This is a genomic window from Salinivirga sp., from assembly GCF_055145285.1.
In genome coordinates, this window is the sequence record NZ_JBSRDC010000038.1 from 17,556 (window position 1) to 32,221 (window position 14,666).

General features: G+C 39.5%; 15 protein-coding genes and 1 tRNA gene. 2 read left to right on the top strand and 14 right to left on the bottom strand.

Annotation, left to right across the window (positions count from 1 at the left end; translation table 11 throughout):
* Positions 1-5: 5 nt before the first annotated feature.
* From ACTB0Y_RS07355 to ACTB0Y_RS07420, 14 genes are all read right to left on the bottom strand, one after another.
* Entirely contained in the window at positions 6-473 is a 468-nt protein-coding gene (locus tag ACTB0Y_RS07355) for a hypothetical protein (protein ID WP_463206167.1), read from the bottom strand.
* A gap of 91 nt (positions 474-564) precedes the next feature.
* Complete coding sequence (locus ACTB0Y_RS07360; RefSeq protein WP_463206168.1) at positions 565-1,392, bottom strand: universal stress protein; 828 nt, start codon at positions 1,390-1,392, stop codon at positions 565-567.
* Between the two features lie 148 nt (positions 1,393-1,540).
* Positions 1,541-2,014, bottom strand: a complete 474-nt coding sequence (locus tag ACTB0Y_RS07365) for an ExbD/TolR family protein (RefSeq protein ID WP_463206169.1) — start codon at positions 2,012-2,014, stop codon at positions 1,541-1,543.
* 2 nt (positions 2,015-2,016) lie between these two features.
* On the bottom strand, positions 2,017-2,667 hold the full coding sequence (locus tag ACTB0Y_RS07370) for an ExbD/TolR family protein (protein ID WP_463206170.1): 651 nt from the start codon (positions 2,665-2,667) through the stop codon (positions 2,017-2,019).
* A gap of 47 nt (positions 2,668-2,714) precedes the next feature.
* Positions 2,715-3,209 carry a hypothetical protein gene (locus ACTB0Y_RS07375; RefSeq protein WP_463206171.1) on the bottom strand — a complete coding sequence of 165 codons (495 nt, stop codon included), beginning with the start codon at positions 3,207-3,209 and terminating at the stop codon, positions 2,715-2,717.
* A 14-nt stretch (positions 3,210-3,223) separates the two neighbouring features.
* Positions 3,224-4,048 (bottom strand): MotA/TolQ/ExbB proton channel family protein, encoded by an 825-nt coding sequence (locus ACTB0Y_RS07380; RefSeq protein WP_463206172.1) that lies wholly within the window; start codon positions 4,046-4,048, stop codon positions 3,224-3,226.
* Positions 4,049-4,122: 74 nt separating this feature from the next.
* Positions 4,123-4,209: transfer RNA gene (locus tag ACTB0Y_RS07385), tRNA-Ser, on the bottom strand.
* 50 nt (positions 4,210-4,259) lie between these two features.
* Positions 4,260-5,309 carry an asparaginase gene (locus ACTB0Y_RS07390; RefSeq protein ID WP_463206173.1) on the bottom strand — a complete coding sequence of 350 codons (1,050 nt, stop codon included), beginning with the start codon at positions 5,307-5,309 and terminating at the stop codon, positions 4,260-4,262.
* Entirely contained in the window at positions 5,306-6,073 is a 768-nt protein-coding gene (locus tag ACTB0Y_RS07395; RefSeq protein WP_463206174.1) for a TatD family hydrolase, read from the bottom strand. The genes ACTB0Y_RS07390 and ACTB0Y_RS07395 overlap by 4 nt, the downstream gene beginning before the upstream one ends.
* 3 nt (positions 6,074-6,076) lie before the next feature.
* Positions 6,077-7,195 carry a DNA-processing protein DprA gene (gene dprA, locus ACTB0Y_RS07400; RefSeq protein ID WP_463206175.1) on the bottom strand — a complete coding sequence of 373 codons (1,119 nt, stop codon included), beginning with the start codon at positions 7,193-7,195 and terminating at the stop codon, positions 6,077-6,079.
* A gap of 74 nt (positions 7,196-7,269) precedes the next feature.
* Positions 7,270-9,390: a SurA N-terminal domain-containing protein gene (locus ACTB0Y_RS07405; protein ID WP_463206176.1), complete on the bottom strand. Its 2,121-nt coding sequence runs from the start codon at positions 9,388-9,390 to the stop codon at positions 7,270-7,272.
* Positions 9,391-10,037: 647 nt separating this feature from the next.
* Positions 10,038-10,634 carry a hypothetical protein gene (locus ACTB0Y_RS07410; protein ID WP_463206177.1) on the bottom strand — a complete coding sequence of 199 codons (597 nt, stop codon included), beginning with the start codon at positions 10,632-10,634 and terminating at the stop codon, positions 10,038-10,040.
* Positions 10,635-10,688: 54 nt separating this feature from the next.
* Positions 10,689-11,162 (bottom strand): hypothetical protein, encoded by a 474-nt coding sequence (locus tag ACTB0Y_RS07415; RefSeq protein ID WP_463206178.1) that lies wholly within the window; start codon positions 11,160-11,162, stop codon positions 10,689-10,691.
* A gap of 1 nt (position 11,163) precedes the next feature.
* Positions 11,164-12,327 carry a proline dehydrogenase family protein gene (locus ACTB0Y_RS07420; RefSeq protein WP_463206179.1) on the bottom strand — a complete coding sequence of 388 codons (1,164 nt, stop codon included), beginning with the start codon at positions 12,325-12,327 and terminating at the stop codon, positions 11,164-11,166.
* Positions 12,328-12,340: 13 nt separating this feature from the next.
* On the opposite strand from ACTB0Y_RS07420, the gene ACTB0Y_RS07425 reads away from it, so the two are divergent.
* Entirely contained in the window at positions 12,341-13,387 is a 1,047-nt protein-coding gene (locus ACTB0Y_RS07425) for a 3-dehydroquinate synthase (RefSeq protein ID WP_463206180.1), read from the top strand.
* Complete coding sequence (locus ACTB0Y_RS07430; protein ID WP_463206181.1) at positions 13,375-14,595, top strand: 3-phosphoshikimate 1-carboxyvinyltransferase; 1,221 nt, start codon at positions 13,375-13,377, stop codon at positions 14,593-14,595. The genes ACTB0Y_RS07425 and ACTB0Y_RS07430 overlap by 13 nt, the downstream gene beginning before the upstream one ends.
* Positions 14,596-14,666 lie beyond the last annotated feature (71 nt).

Sequence of the window (14,666 nt, forward strand, 5' to 3'; positions counted from 1 at the left end):
GACAATTATTCTTCTGCCTTTAATTCAGGATAATTGATCCTGGTTTTTACAATATAACTATCCGGATATTTTTCCACAATTTCACGATAATCTTCGAGGGCTTCATGCCGGTTACGGTAGTCGCCAACTCTAACCTTAATAAAAGGTGGTTCATAAGAAGAATAAACACGTACAGGGTCAAAATTTGAAAACTCAGTTAAAAAATTAATTCGTATGTCTTTTGAACGCTCGCGGGAGTCATTTCCAAAACTACTGAATATTTGTATCCGGTAACCATCGGCTATGCCCCGATGTCGTTGATTAATTGTAATATCGCGATCCACCATTAAACGGATGAGTGGGTCCTGATGAACATTAACAGCCTTTCTGCCCCCGGTTGTATCTCTAAATATTTTAAAAATGGAAGCTGTATCACTTTGCGCTATAGCAGCGAAAGGCAACAACCAGAGCAGTATGAAAACTTTTATTTTCATTACATTCATATAAATAAGCCCCAAATTAGTAATTGGTTTTAAGCACTACAAACGTACAAAATTATTCAATTGTATGTATTCACAAAATAAATCAATAAGGTTGAATACTGAGTATCGGTATAGGTGAGTGATTGACCATTTGTTGGGCATAAGGTCCTAACCATATATTTTTAGTGCTTTCAGATTGTTCTGTCATTATTGAGATAAGGTCAGCATCTTTTCGCATGGCATAATCTATGGTAATATCTGTCAGGTTGCTCCCAACAATCAGCTCCTGCACATAATCGATATCGTTATTGTCAAAAAAATTTGCAACCTGATTGGCATAGTCGGTAATACGAACCATTACACTTTCTTTATTGGTTTCAGAAACCTGTAGCAGGTGTATCTCGGCGTTAAATTCCTTAGCGATTCGCGCTGCATAGGGAACTTTTTGACGGGTCTCCGGCGTATCGTCTATAGGTAATACAATTCTGTTAATTTGGTGTCTTTTATAAGAATTACGTAAACTAAGTACAGGGCAGGGGGAATTATTGACAACCTTATAAGCGTTGCTGCCAAGCCACAATTCTTCAAACCCACTGGTACCATGCGACCCAATAACAATCAATTCAGCTTCGCCATATTTTGCCTGATTGGCTATTTCATTATAAATTTTACCACTTCTGATACGGAAATCGATATTGTGTTTGGTTTTGGGTTTATACTGCTCAACAAGTTTTTTCAGATTATCAATGACTGTTTCGTTTTTCACATTTACCAAATTGGTCAGTGAAAAGTTACGTTGATAAAAAACGGCATCTTTAATGACGTGAATCATTCGAACATCGTGGTTCATCTCGTTGGCAAAGGCAATTGCCATTTCCAGGGCGTTCACAGAATCCTCACTAAAATCGACCGGTACTAAGACGTGCTTCATGTCATACAAGTTTACTTGACTATACTAAAATGCAAATTTTAGATTTCGCTTTGCAGTGTTCTGCCTATAAATATAATGAAAAGCGTCAATTTCACCAAACAAAAAAAGGGAAGCCATGGCCTCCCTTTTTAAGTAATCTATATCCGTATTATTGGATTTTCTTTTTCGTAGAATAGTTAATTTTCAGTGCATTGGCTTTACGCAGTTCCTGTTTAATATCTGTAACAATTCCCATTCTAACCTGTTCATCAATTTTTAATGAAGTAGTCATAAATGGACGTTCATTTTCGTCGCGAGCTTCGCGCTCGGCAGCAATATAATCAGGAATATCTTTTACTTGCTTAAAGGCATCATTGAGCTGAATACGAGGTTCAGAACCAAAAAACTTCTGATAGTTGCGTTTGGGCTCTCCTACATAAATATAACTTACGAGTGATTTTTTCTTCAACTTGGTAAGTTCAGTAGCCTCTGGTACAGACACCTGTACTTTAAGCTCTGTTTCACGCATAGTGGTACTTACCATGAAAAAGAAAAGCAGCATAAACACAATATCAGGCAATGAAGCTGTATTGATTCCGGGTGTACCGCCCGATTTACCTTTTCTTTCAAATTTTGAAGCCATAATTATTCTCCTATGTTTTTAGGTTCAGCCTCTGAAATACGTTGAGGGATAGCCTCACGAATAGCTTCCACATCTGCCTCATTACTCAGTTCGTCGTATGGTTTCTGAAACATACGCATAGACAGTTCGTTACGAGCCTTGTTATAGGCGGCTACCAACTCATTTTGTACTTCGATATAGCGTTTGTATGAGGTTCCGCGGTCATTCTGCAACGAGACAACCCCTTTAGAAATAGGGTATCCATCCGGATAGCGCTGCTCAAAAAGCTTATGCGGCACTTTTTTAGGCAAGTCGCTACCGGGATAATAATCCGGATTCTTAACTTTCACGACCTCATATTTTTTCTCAGGCAAATTCTCTGCATTTCCGGGATTGGTAATAAACTCATGGGTTTTTTCTCTGAGGTTATTAACCAACATTTGTTCACCGTTTACGAGCAATCTGTCCTGCTTATTGATCAAGACGATTAAAAGGTTCCGCTCTTTAATTTTATTTTCATCCTGTGGCTGTTCCTCATCAGGCATTGGGGGCAACTGCCTTGCCAAACCTGAGTCGGTATCCATGGTGGTAGTCACAAGGAAGAAAATCAAGAGCAAAAACGCAATGTCGGCCATTGATCCTGCATTGATTTCTTGTTTATTTTGACGAGCCATAAACTTCTTTTTTTAAACCCACCATTAATCATGGCGAATTCAATTCATTATTTAAAAGCGCCTCGAACCTCAGTATATAAAATACCGAGTACAGCAAGAGCAAAAAACAGGTACATTGAAATAAGTCCGGTACCCACACTTTGTGACATAAATGGTGTAATATCGAATTTCTCAGCCCCAAAGAACTGAGGAATTTCGTTTGAGGACAACAAGAAAGCCACAAAGATAACAGCAGCCAAAACTAACAATGAAATTAAGCTACGCTTGGCTGTTTTTGCACTTTTGAATATGTTGACAATACTGAATAATATTGTAGAAAGGGCAGCAAGACCTATTAAAAGGTAAACTACCAGCACAAAATTATCCAGTGATGATCCCATTTGCTCCATAGTAAATTTGGTTTTCTCCAATGGAATCTGAATAGATTCAGGAACAGCTTCCATTGTGACAACTGTATAGTAGTACAGCGCACCAAAAACTATCGAAATCGCAAACAAGATATACGATAATATACTGGTTATTTTTGAAATACGATCAGACATAGTCAATCAGATTATTATTTATTCACATACTTGGTAATAATATCTACAAGAGTAATGGAAGCATCTTCCATATTGTTCACAATAGCATCGATTTTAGAAACGATGTAGTTGTAGAATACCTGAAGGATCATGGCTACAATAAGACCAGATACTGTAGTAATAAGAGCCACCTTAATACCTCCGGCAACGAGTGATGGAGAGATATCACCAGCAGCTTCGATAGAGTCAAATGCGCCGATCATACCAATTACCGTACCCATAAAACCAAGCATAGGGGCAAGCGAGATGAAAAGTGAGATCCAGGTAAGGCCTTTCTCAAGAAGTCCCATCTGAACACTTCCGTATGAAATAACAGACTTTTCAACAACTTCCATTCCTTCGTCGATTCGACTCAGACCCTGATAGAAAATTGAAGCAACAGGTCCACGGGTGTTGCGGCAAACTTCTTTTGCAGCTTCCACACCTTCGTTTTCAAGTGCTTGTTCAACATCTTCTAACAGTTTTTCAGTGTTTGTTGAAGCGAGGTTAAGATAAATGATCCTTTCAATTGCCAGGGCAAGACCAAAAATCAAAGCAAGTAAAACAACACCCATAAAACCGGCACCACCTTCAATGAATTTTTGTTTCAATATCTGGTGGATGTTTTCATCTTTGGTTTCTTCTTCAGTGGCTTCGTCTGCAGCCGCAGTCATACCTGCAACGTCCTCCGTTGCAGCAGTGTCGCTCACTTGTTCTGTTTTAGTTGTATCTGCTTCGGTTTCATCCTGTGCAAGGACCATGCTGGATGCACCAAAAGTAAGCATCCCAAAAACAGCGATTAATGCAAGTAACTTTCTCATGGTTTAAAATTTAGATTTAGTTTAAATGTTCAATCCGTTGTCAAAATTAATTAGTTTTTATGGAATATCAAAGGCGGAGGGAGTGGGATTCGAACCCACGCTACCCTCTCGGGTAAACACGCTTTCCAGGCGTGCGCCTTAAGCCACTCGGCCACCCCTCCGTTTCACGCAATATACACGCTAAAAACAAGCGGCAAATTACAAAAAATTATCATTCCTCCATGATTAAATTTGTATTTATTTCCCCGCTCAAAGATTTTTTAAAACATGCTGAGGCTTCTTCCCTGTTCATTTTTTCGCCCAACACGTACATCAGTTTTGTTAAAGCTGCTTCAAGACTCATATCGTATCCGCTCCATACACCGGCATCTATCAAACCCTTACTACTCTCATATTTTCCCATTTTCACACCGCCGGCACGGCACTGAGTTACATTGATAACGTATACACCTTGGTTTACAGTATATTTCATAACCTCCGTAAACCACTCATCGGTCATTACATTGCCTGCACCATACGACTGTATTACCAAACCCCGGAGTCCATCCATGTTGCAAATTTGCTCCACAACCTGTTTTGTAATGCCCGGAAACAAGCGCAGCATGGCAATCGATTGATCGAATGTTTTATGAAATGCGGGTTTTTTATTTGAACTTATGGGCAAAATAGCGTTGTGGTTATAGTGAATATCTATTCCGGCTTCTGCCAATGCCGGATAATTATCGGAACGGAATGCATAAAAATACTCAGCATTATGTTTTGTGGTGCGATTACCCCTGAAAAGCTGATTCTCAAAATACACGCACACTTCCGGAACAATGGCTTTGCCATCTTTGTGGTCGGCTGCTATTTCAATGGATGTAATTAAATTTTCTTTACCATCGGTTCTAATTGTTCCAATGGGCAACTGGGAACCTGTAAAGATTATTGGTTTGGACAGGTCCTGCAGGATGAAACTCATTGCAGAGGCACTGTAGGCCATGGTATCTGTACCCTGCAAAACTACAAAGCCGTCATAATTCTCATAATTGTCATAAATTATTTGTGCCATTTCTATCCAATAGTCGGGTCGCATATCGGAACTGTCGATAATTGGATCAAAAGTTATGGCATGCAAATCAACGCCCAGTTTTTGTAGCTCCGGCACCTGGCTGGCCATATGTTCAAAGTTAAAGGGCATCAAAGCCCCTGTGGCCGGGTTATTTACCATTCCTATGGTACCACCGGTATAAAGTAATAGTATTCGGGGTTGATTACTCATAACCTAAATAATTTTTTCGCATTGGCGGTGGTTATACTTTCTATATCAGAAACCTGCATATGTTTATTCAGCGCCAGTTTTTCTGCCACAAATTTCACAAACGAGCTTTCATTGCGTTTACCACGTTTGGGTGTTGGGGCTAAATAGGGACTATCGGTTTCAAGTATAAGTTTGTCCAATGGTTGTTGCGCAATTACTTCGCCAACGCCGGAATTTTTAAATGTTGATATTCCGCCAACGCCTAAGTAGAATCCTAGATTTATAGCTTGCAAAGCTTGTTTCAATGTACCTGTAAAACTATGTAAAACGCCCCTGAGTTTTGTGTTTTTGTATTCTTCAAGAACCTGTAAAATTTCATCGAAAGAATCGCGGGCATGCACTACAATAGGCAAATCGAACGCTAAAGCTATTTCTATCTGCGCTTTAAAGGCTTTCACCTGCTCCTGGAAAAATGTTTTATCCCAATACAAGTCAATACCTATTTCGCCGATGGCATAAAATTTTGATTGCTGCAATGTATCCTTTATAATTTCCAACGCTGACTCATAATCGGCATTGACAGAAGTTGGGTGTAAGCCCATCATGGGCAATAACTCCTGTGGATATTGTTCAACAAGATTCAATAATGGTTGTATAGATTCAGAATCAATGTTTGGGAGTAATATGTGCTCAATTCCACTTTGTCTGGCCCGGTTCATCACTTCATCAATATCTTCAATGAACTCTGGAAGATAAAGATGTGCATGCGTATCTATGAGTGGCATATTTTAAACAGATTTTGTATATTGATTACCCGGCAAAGACTTTACCATATTTTTCAATTCCAGACCTAACAACACACCAGAAACATGACTGACGGGTAAAGCCAGTTTTGCGGATAAATAATCAACAGCAACCATGCCATCCTGAACAATAAGTTCCATTATAGTTCGCTCTTCCGGTGTTAGCCCTTCGAAGAGTGAAGTTTGTACCGGTTCGGTAACTGCGGTCTCCGGAGACCAGTTCATGAAATACTCCAAATCGGAAACGGATTCGAGCAGGGCGGCTTTTTGAGTTTTAATGAGTTTATTACATCCTGCGGAATAGGTATCGCCAACTTTTCCGGGGAAAGCAAAAACATCGCGATTATAAGAAAAAGCCATATCTGCAGTAATCAGAGCGCCACCCTTTTCCCCGGATTCTGCAACAATTACGGCATCAACCATGCCGGCTATCACGCGGTTGCGGGTAACAAAATTCCCACGGTCTGGTTTTGTTCCCTTTGGAAATTCTGTGATTATACCACCATGATTCAACATTTTTTTCACAATATTTCGATGCGATGAAGGATATATCACATCAGAACCGCTTCCCATAACGCCAATGGTAGGTATTCCATTTTCCAAAGCTGCTTTGTGGGCGGCTATATCAATTCCGTATGCCAGACCACTTACCACTAACACCTGATGCTGATGTGCGGCCAAATCTTCGATTAACCGTTCGACCAGACTTGATCCGTAAACTGTGGCTTTGCGTGTACCAACGATTCCAATAATTTTCCGGTAATTTAAATCCACATTGCCTTGAAAAAAAAGCACTACCGGAGCATCTTTACAATGCTTCAATCTTTGGGGATATTCCGAATCAAGGTACGAAAGGACTTTAATTCTGTGTTTTTTACAAAACTCCAGTTCGGTCTCTGCATCATCCAATACTTTTTTATTGCCAAGGGCATTGGAAAGTTTAGGGTGTAACCGGGGAATACCTTTTAATTGTTTTTGATTCAAAAAAAATGCATCGTAGGCAGAACCGGCAAAATCGACCAACCGTCGCAAGGTAGCCGGTCCAACACCTTCTATCATTTGCAGGGCGAGTAAATATTTTTGCTCAGAATTACTTATTGGCATTTTTCTGATATAAAAAAGAGGTTGAGTGATTGCAGAGCATTCACATCAACCTCTAAATTAGTTAACTAAATATTTTAATAAAAATTAATTCGTTTGTCATCAATTTCAGCATTTTCTTTCAACACCTCAAATACTTCTCTTTGCACCCTGGTAAGGTAATTTCGCTGAATAGATCTTTTTTGCATTGCAATATTAATGTTTTCTCCTGGTTCCTGAATATTGGTAACCTGGATTACATAAACCCCATTATTACCTTCAATGGAAGCTGAAATCTCATCCTGGTTCAGTGCTTGAGCTACACCCTGCACCTTAGGCTCCATGCCTAATCCCGGAACACTAAATGCACCAAAAGAAACACCTTCGCTCATTTTTACATCAGTCGAAAGTGCAGAAGCAAGCTCCTCAATGTTGCTGCTTTGTTTTAAAGCTTTCTGCATTTTATCTGCAAGCATTTGAGCTTTCTTTTCTTTTCTCACTGCGCGCTCAACAGTGGCTCTTACCTCTTCAAGTGGGGCATAACCTTCTTCATACTTCCCGGTTACTGTGCCAATTACATATTTATCACCAAGTTCAAAAATTGGACTCTGGCTGCTGCGGTCTACAATTATTTTATTTTCCTCGGTAAAAAATGCTTCCCGAATGATATTTCTGGCATTCTCAAGCCCTGCAATCTGCCGGGTTGTTGGGGTAAGGTTATTGGCCTGTTTCTTCACAAGACCCTGTTTCTCTATACCACTGTTAAACTCTTTAAAAGAATTGTGGTTTGAAGCAAACTTACTGGCTTTCTGATAAACACTGTCGCGGGTATCTTCACTAGGTGCAATCTCACGGGAGATAACTGCAAGTTGTGCTTGTTTAACCTCTTTGCCTACCTCATCCATACGGGCAATAAATACATACTGATTGGTAGGAAACTGAATTATTTCGCCTACACCAGCATCGAGTAATGCTTCTGAATATATGATTTCTTCTACTTTGCTCCAACCCAGCTCTCCGCCTTTTTTTGCTGTTTCCTGGTCAGCAGAATATTCCTGTGCCAAAGTGGCAAAATCCGCACCTTCTTCCAGTTCCTTAGTTAAACTATCAGCCAGGCTTTGCGTTTGCTGAGCACTTCTTTGTTCGGTGGGCATTAAAACAATGTGACGTACTTTTATGGTATCAGGACGCTCATCCACATGAGTTAGTTTTGCTACCTTAAAATAGCCATTTTCACGATATGGACCATAGATATATCCTTCTTCCTCGGTAAACATAATTGAATCGAGGGTAGCATTTTCGTAGGCTCCTTTTTTGTAATATTTACCGTTAAAAGGCTGATCGGATGTAGCTGCCACAAACTGGGCTTCTACTTCTGAAGCTTTAAGCTCAGGTATAAGCGATTGAACTTCTGATTTAATAGCTGCGATATCTGCCTGCGAAGGATCAATGGCGAATGATATATATTCCATATCCAAAGATTGCTCCTGCTTAAACATTTTTTTGTGTGACTCATAATAGGCTTCCAACTCGCTATCACTAATAGTAACTTCTTCGTCTTTTAAATCTGTATAAGGGATTGATACATATTTAAAATCCACTTTCTTTTGTTGGTCAACAGCTGCTTGTTTGGCATAACTATCGGTAACATACATGCCTTTCTGTATCGCTGCATAATACTTATTATTGAGTCGTTGCTGCTTAAGACTTTGCTCAAATGCCATCCACCGTTGACGCGCTTCAGGATCGTTTTGAAGCTGAGAGATATACATTCTCACACGCTCCGGGTCAAATTGTCCGGTTTGTGGATTTTGAAAAGCTTGTGCCTGTCGAATCTGAGGATGAATATTATTTCCAACAACCATGTCTTTAAGCTCCTCTGTGCTCACATTTACACCGGCTTCTTCAAACTCTTCACCCATAATGCGCTCCTGTAGTAATTGTTCCCATACCTGATCGCGCACCTGATATCTTGTTTGGTCATCAAGGGTATTTTCACCGCTATTTCTTTTTGCATTTTCGAGTGCATCCTCAAGGCGTTGCTGATAGTTCCTATAATCAACCGAGGAACCATTTATTTCAGCTAATTCAAATTGATCTGATGTTAAATTTGTACCGCCTCTAAAAAGGTCGCCCAGGATAAAAGCCAAAAGGGCCATACCTATTACAACCGATACTAACAGTCCCATGCGGTTCCGAATTTTCTCCAGTGTTGCCATATTCTTAATATTACGTGTTTAGCAAAATTTTATTCAGGGCACGAAGATAATAAAAAATGATAAAATGAAACCTCCATGACAAGACTTTTAACACACACGACCATGATTATTTGGAAGAACACAGTTACAGCTCTGTGTGTAAGTCAAAAGGAGGTTCCATCCGATAAATAAAATCAAAAATATAAACGGATGACACCCTGATGTTTAATAATCTCTTTTGTATTATTTTGAGTTGCTATAAAATAAGCTCAAAACATTACTTAAAAAAACCTTTGCATGAAACGAGCTGCCTCACTGCAAGCAAACGAGAATAGGAAAAAATTTATTTCTCAACGATACAATTGCATTTTATTTATCGAGGTCCGCTTCGCTATCGAGAATTCGTTCAATCCAAATTCAGCATTCAAAATTACTGAATCGATTATGTAAATGTAAACCAATTGCTCCCGCAATTGCTAACACTTTCTATATCGGCTTCGCTTTCGCTTCCCTTCGGTCGCCATAGGCTTGCCGCAGGTGAAACGCTATAGCTTCAGCGAACGCGGACAGCGGAGCAAAGGATTATGCCTGAAAAATCGCCTGGAAGCCGACAACTTGAAATGTCAAAGGCAATCTACTTTTAGTATGCTCTCCGTGAAATATCTTCTTTATATGTAGAAATTCAACCCGCCACCAATAAAATGGTAACCATCATCGGTAATGTTAATCTCTACTTCAAAAATAAATGACATATTTTTCTTTAATTCAATTTCAAGAGAAATGGGTATCCATCCAATAAATTGAGCTTCTGTTGTTTCCTTATCGTCAGATGTATCGTTTGGGGTATCATTATTATCAATTGCATCTACAAAATTAATATCCATATCGAACCCTGAAGAGATGTGCACATCGCTTCTGATGGGATAAGTTCCCAAAATAGCACCATCCAGGCCAAAGTTCCCAAAATGGTGCGCACCGCCCATTACAGAAAAATACCGACCAATAGCAAACTCCACATCACCGCCAATATACTCATCATAAGCACTTAAAAACCCGGCTTTTAAGCTAAAATCTATTCCCTTTTTGAGGCCATAACCTCCGTGAAGGAAAACCATAAATTCTGAGCTGCCATTAATAAGGACTGATGGCTCAATACCGAGACTAAATTTTTTTGGTTTAAGGGTTTGACCAGTATTAAAGACCTGTCCATAGCTGATAAATGACAGAATCAAAAGGGCTGTAGATAATAATAGTGTTTTTCTCATAACTAATTATTTAGATGTAAGTATTAGGGCAAAAATAAGGAGACACACGACTATTTATGTTAACCCACGGTTAATTTTCACCAGCACAGTAAGGGCCTTCACCAATTCATTTAAATCTTTTTTATTGAGCGCATTAACGTTTACAGCAGGATACTTATACATTTCTCCGTGGTCCTTTCGATAAACGATTAACATTTTCTTCAGGCCGGCCAATTGGGGTTTTATTTTAAAATCATGCACTTCGTTTGCTTTGACCTTGAATGCTTTATACTCTTTATTTATCGGGGCCAAACCAAAATATTTTATTACAAGCGATTTTTTATCAACTTTTATTTTCAGATAATTGTATCCGAACATATTTAAACCAAGGTACAGAAGTGCAATAAACACGGCAAGCCCGACAATAATTTCGAATCCGGCATCTACATCAAACATCAGCACCGGGGCGGCTATAAGCACAAAGAGGAAAGGAATAGCAAAAAACACGAGTTTTATGCGCCGGGCATTCTTCCTATTTTCAATTTCCATTTTATAATTCTTTTCTACGTTGTTTTTCTTTCAAAATTAATGAAAGTTCTCTTCCGGTTTGCCCGGCAACAGAAGTATTTTCTTCTGCTCTTCGAATAAGGTACGGTGCAACATGTCTGACAGGCCCATAGGGTATATATTTTGCAACATTATAACCAGCTTCAGCCAGATTGTAACTAATATGATCGCTCATACCATAAAGTTGTGAGAAATAAACACGTTTATCGTTTTTTGCAATACCCAGTTCTGCCATAAGTTCTGTGAGAAGAATACTGCTATCTTCGTTATGGGTTCCATTAAAAAGATGCAAAACATCAATATTTTCCATAGACACCCGCAGTGCATCGTCATACATTTTGTCTGTAGTAGCTTTGTCTGGGTTTATCGGAGAAGGGTAACCCTCTTCTTTTGCCCGTGCTCGCTCTTTTTCCATATAGGCTCCACGTACAAATTTCACACCTGCATAAAAATGCTTCTCTCTACCCCTTGCAATTAACCCTTTAAGATAATCAAGCCGGTCTGTTCGATACATCTGTAGCGTATTAAAAACCACAACCTCATTTTTATTATATTTTTCCATCATTTCATGCACCACGTGATCAATGGCATCCTGAAACCAATAATCTTCGGCATCGATTAATAACCTTACTTTATTTTTAGCGGCAGCAGCTGAAAGGCGGTCAATGCGATCGGCAAAAGCTTTGTATTGAAGCTTTTCATCATCCGTTGTTTTTTGGTTAAAAGAAATTTTCTTGAGTACAGCCGTATCAATCATGGCTGTTGGTTTAAATACTGCAAAAGGAATATTTTCATTTTTTCCTGCATTTTCTATAGAATTCAAGGTTTCCTGTAATGCATTTTCAATACCTTGTTCGGTACTGGTCCCCTCGACTGAATAGTCCAATATCGATTTTACATTAGATTTTGCCAGTCTATCCACCACGGGTTGGCATTTTTCTAGTGTTTCTCCACCAACAAAATGCCGATAAATGGTTGGCTTCATTGCCCAGCCGATTGGAAACCTTGTTTTTAGCGCAACCTGCAGCATAATTTTACCGGTTTTAACCATCCAAGGTTTTTCCATTGTGCGAAATAATAATGTAGCTCGATTTAAATCAGTATTGTTTTTGTCCTGAAACGCTATCTTTGTATTATTAAAATCCATAATATTTAGTTTAATGATATTTACCCAAGATCCGAATAACGAGCTTAATGATATTTTAAATTCGAACAGCTACAGCTCCGTCTTTGTTTTAGCAGATGATAACACCAAAAAGCACTGTCTTCCGCTACTGAATGAAGCTGTTCTTCAAAAAATATCGGGCACTTTAACAGTTAATGCTGGCGAAATTACAAAAAATATAGATACGTGCATATATTTATGGAATGAGCTCAACAAACGCGGTGCAGACAGGCATTCATTACTGATAAACCTGGGTGGCGGCATGATAACTGACCTTGGGGGATTTGTTGCATCTACCTATAAAAGAGGCATTCATTTTTTGAACCTCCCTACAACCATGCTCGCCATGATTGATGCAGCGATAGGTGGAAAAAACGGCATCAACCTGGGTCATATGAAAAATCAGGTCGGTGTGGTCAATCAACCTGATGAGCTTATCGTATTTCCCGGATTTTTAAAAACGCTTGATCGCACCAATTATTTGTCAGGATATGCAGAGGCCTTAAAACATGGTTTAATTAAAAGCAAAGATGCATTTCAAAAAACGCTAAATTTTGCCAATCCTGATTTGGAGAGTGAACAATTCCTCGGCTTTTTAAGAGAAAACATGGCCATAAAAGAAGAAATAGTTTCCATTGATCCCTATGAAAAGGCAGACCGCAAAGCACTGAACTTTGGACACACAATTGGTCATGCCCTTGAAGCCATATCGCATAAAACGGGAAAACCTATGCTTCACGGTAACGCTGTTGCCTGGGGAACCATTGCTGAATTATTTATTTCGCACAAACAGCATTCGCTGGATATAACATACCTGAATCAGACAACAGAATTGGTCACAAAATATTTTCCCGAGCCTGTATTTACCAGTGAAGATGTAAACGACCTTATGGCAATTATGCAACAAGACAAAAAAAACTTTGGTAAAAAGATCCGGTTCACATTGCTTCGGGCCCCCGGGAAATATGTAATTGATCAGATTGTATCGGAAAAACTTATTCATGAATCATTTAAACACCTAAAATCATTATGCCAATCATAAAATTCGAACCTAAACAAACCAAAATTAAAACTATACTACCCGGCTCAAAAAGTGTAAGTAACCGACTTTTAATAATAGCAGCTGTTGGTAATTTTCTTCCTGACTTTAAAAACCTTTCCCGCTGCGATGATGTAAAAGTCATGTATGAAATTTTGCACTCCAATACCAACCGCTTCGATGTGCATGACAGCGGCTCTGCCCTGCGCTTTTTGACTGCATTTTTTGCCGGAATTGTAGGGAAATGGCAAATTACCGGATCTGACCGGATAAAGCAGCGGCCGGTGAAGGACCTGGTAGATGTTTTACTTCAAATGGGGGCCGAAATAACATACGACAACAAAGAAGGATACGCTCCGCTTACATTAACAGGCACTAAGATGAAAGGCGGCGAGGTTGAGCTTGATATATCCAAAAGCAGCCAATACGCCTCTGCTCTATTGCTGATTGCTCCCATGTTCGAAAGTGGATTAAAACTAAGGTTAAAAGGTGAAAAACGCTCCATGCCATATATCAATCTCACATTAGAGCTCATGAGTCAGTTTGGGGTACAGGCTATTCAGCACGAAGAGGAAATAGCTGTTATGCCAAATCAAAGCTATCAACCGGCCAATTATTCCGTAGAAGCCGACTGGAGTGGTGCTGCATTTTGGTATGAACTTGCCGCCTTAAACCCTGATATATCGATAAAACTATTTGGCTTAAATAAAGAATCGCATCAGGGCGACAAGGCCGTAATACAAATATTTCAAAAGTTGGGCGTTGATACTTCTTTTGGAGCAAACCACATCACCCTGGAACAAAAAGGCTACAAAAGCAGCACACCCCTCGAGATCGACATACGTCAAACACCGGATCTTTTTCCTGCTGTGGCCCTGGCCGCTACGGCACAAAAACGGCCTTTCAAAATAACAGGTACAGCCAACCTCGCCATTAAAGAGAGTCATCGTATAAAAGCCGTGGAACAAATAATCAATGCTTTGGGAATTAAAATACGCATAGGAGAAGACGACGTTACCGTGACAGAATACCCCCAGGCTTTCCCGGACAAGATTAAGGTTAAATCAGAAGGAGATCATCGCATAGCCATGGCTGCGGCTCCACTGAGTACTATAATTGAGCAAATAGCAATTGATGACCCAACGGTGGTATCAAAATCTTATCCGGAATTTTGGGCCGAAATGGAAAAAGCAGGCATATTACTCGAATAGACACCATTGAAGCCAAAAGCACTTCATAAGCGTTTAGATCAATCAAATTAATTTGTTTCACAAACAGTTAT

What these genes read in the sequence shown, in the direction of transcription:
- ACTB0Y_RS07370 (WP_463206170.1), bottom strand. Translation starts at nt 2,667, where the DNA reads ATGGCTCGTCAAAATAAACAAGAAATCAATGCAGGATCAATGGCCGAC.
- ACTB0Y_RS07375 (WP_463206171.1), bottom strand. Translation starts at nt 3,209, where the DNA reads ATGTCTGATCGTATTTCAAAAATAACCAGTATATTATCGTATATCTTG.
- ACTB0Y_RS07395 (WP_463206174.1), bottom strand. Translation starts at nt 6,073, where the DNA reads ATGCCACTCATAGATACGCATGCACATCTTTATCTTCCAGAGTTCATT.
- ACTB0Y_RS07420 (WP_463206179.1), bottom strand. Translation starts at nt 12,327, where the DNA reads ATGGATTTTAATAATACAAAGATAGCGTTTCAGGACAAAAACAATACT.
- ACTB0Y_RS07405 (WP_463206176.1), bottom strand. Translation starts at nt 9,390, where the DNA reads ATGGCAACACTGGAGAAAATTCGGAACCGCATGGGACTGTTAGTATCG.
- ACTB0Y_RS07430 (WP_463206181.1), top strand. Translation starts at nt 13,375, where the DNA reads ATGCCAATCATAAAATTCGAACCTAAACAAACCAAAATTAAAACTATA.
- ACTB0Y_RS07355 (WP_463206167.1), bottom strand. Translation starts at nt 473, where the DNA reads ATGAAAATAAAAGTTTTCATACTGCTCTGGTTGTTGCCTTTCGCTGCT.
- ACTB0Y_RS07425 (WP_463206180.1), top strand. Translation starts at nt 12,341, where the DNA reads ATGATATTTACCCAAGATCCGAATAACGAGCTTAATGATATTTTAAAT.
- ACTB0Y_RS07380 (WP_463206172.1), bottom strand. Translation starts at nt 4,048, where the DNA reads ATGAGAAAGTTACTTGCATTAATCGCTGTTTTTGGGATGCTTACTTTT.
- ACTB0Y_RS07390 (WP_463206173.1), bottom strand. Translation starts at nt 5,309, where the DNA reads ATGAGTAATCAACCCCGAATACTATTACTTTATACCGGTGGTACCATA.
- ACTB0Y_RS07415 (WP_463206178.1), bottom strand. Translation starts at nt 11,162, where the DNA reads ATGGAAATTGAAAATAGGAAGAATGCCCGGCGCATAAAACTCGTGTTT.
- dprA (WP_463206175.1), bottom strand. Translation starts at nt 7,195, where the DNA reads ATGCCAATAAGTAATTCTGAGCAAAAATATTTACTCGCCCTGCAAATG.
- ACTB0Y_RS07410 (WP_463206177.1), bottom strand. Translation starts at nt 10,634, where the DNA reads ATGAGAAAAACACTATTATTATCTACAGCCCTTTTGATTCTGTCATTT.
- ACTB0Y_RS07360 (WP_463206168.1), bottom strand. Translation starts at nt 1,392, where the DNA reads ATGAAGCACGTCTTAGTACCGGTCGATTTTAGTGAGGATTCTGTGAAC.
- ACTB0Y_RS07365 (WP_463206169.1), bottom strand. Translation starts at nt 2,014, where the DNA reads ATGGCTTCAAAATTTGAAAGAAAAGGTAAATCGGGCGGTACACCCGGA.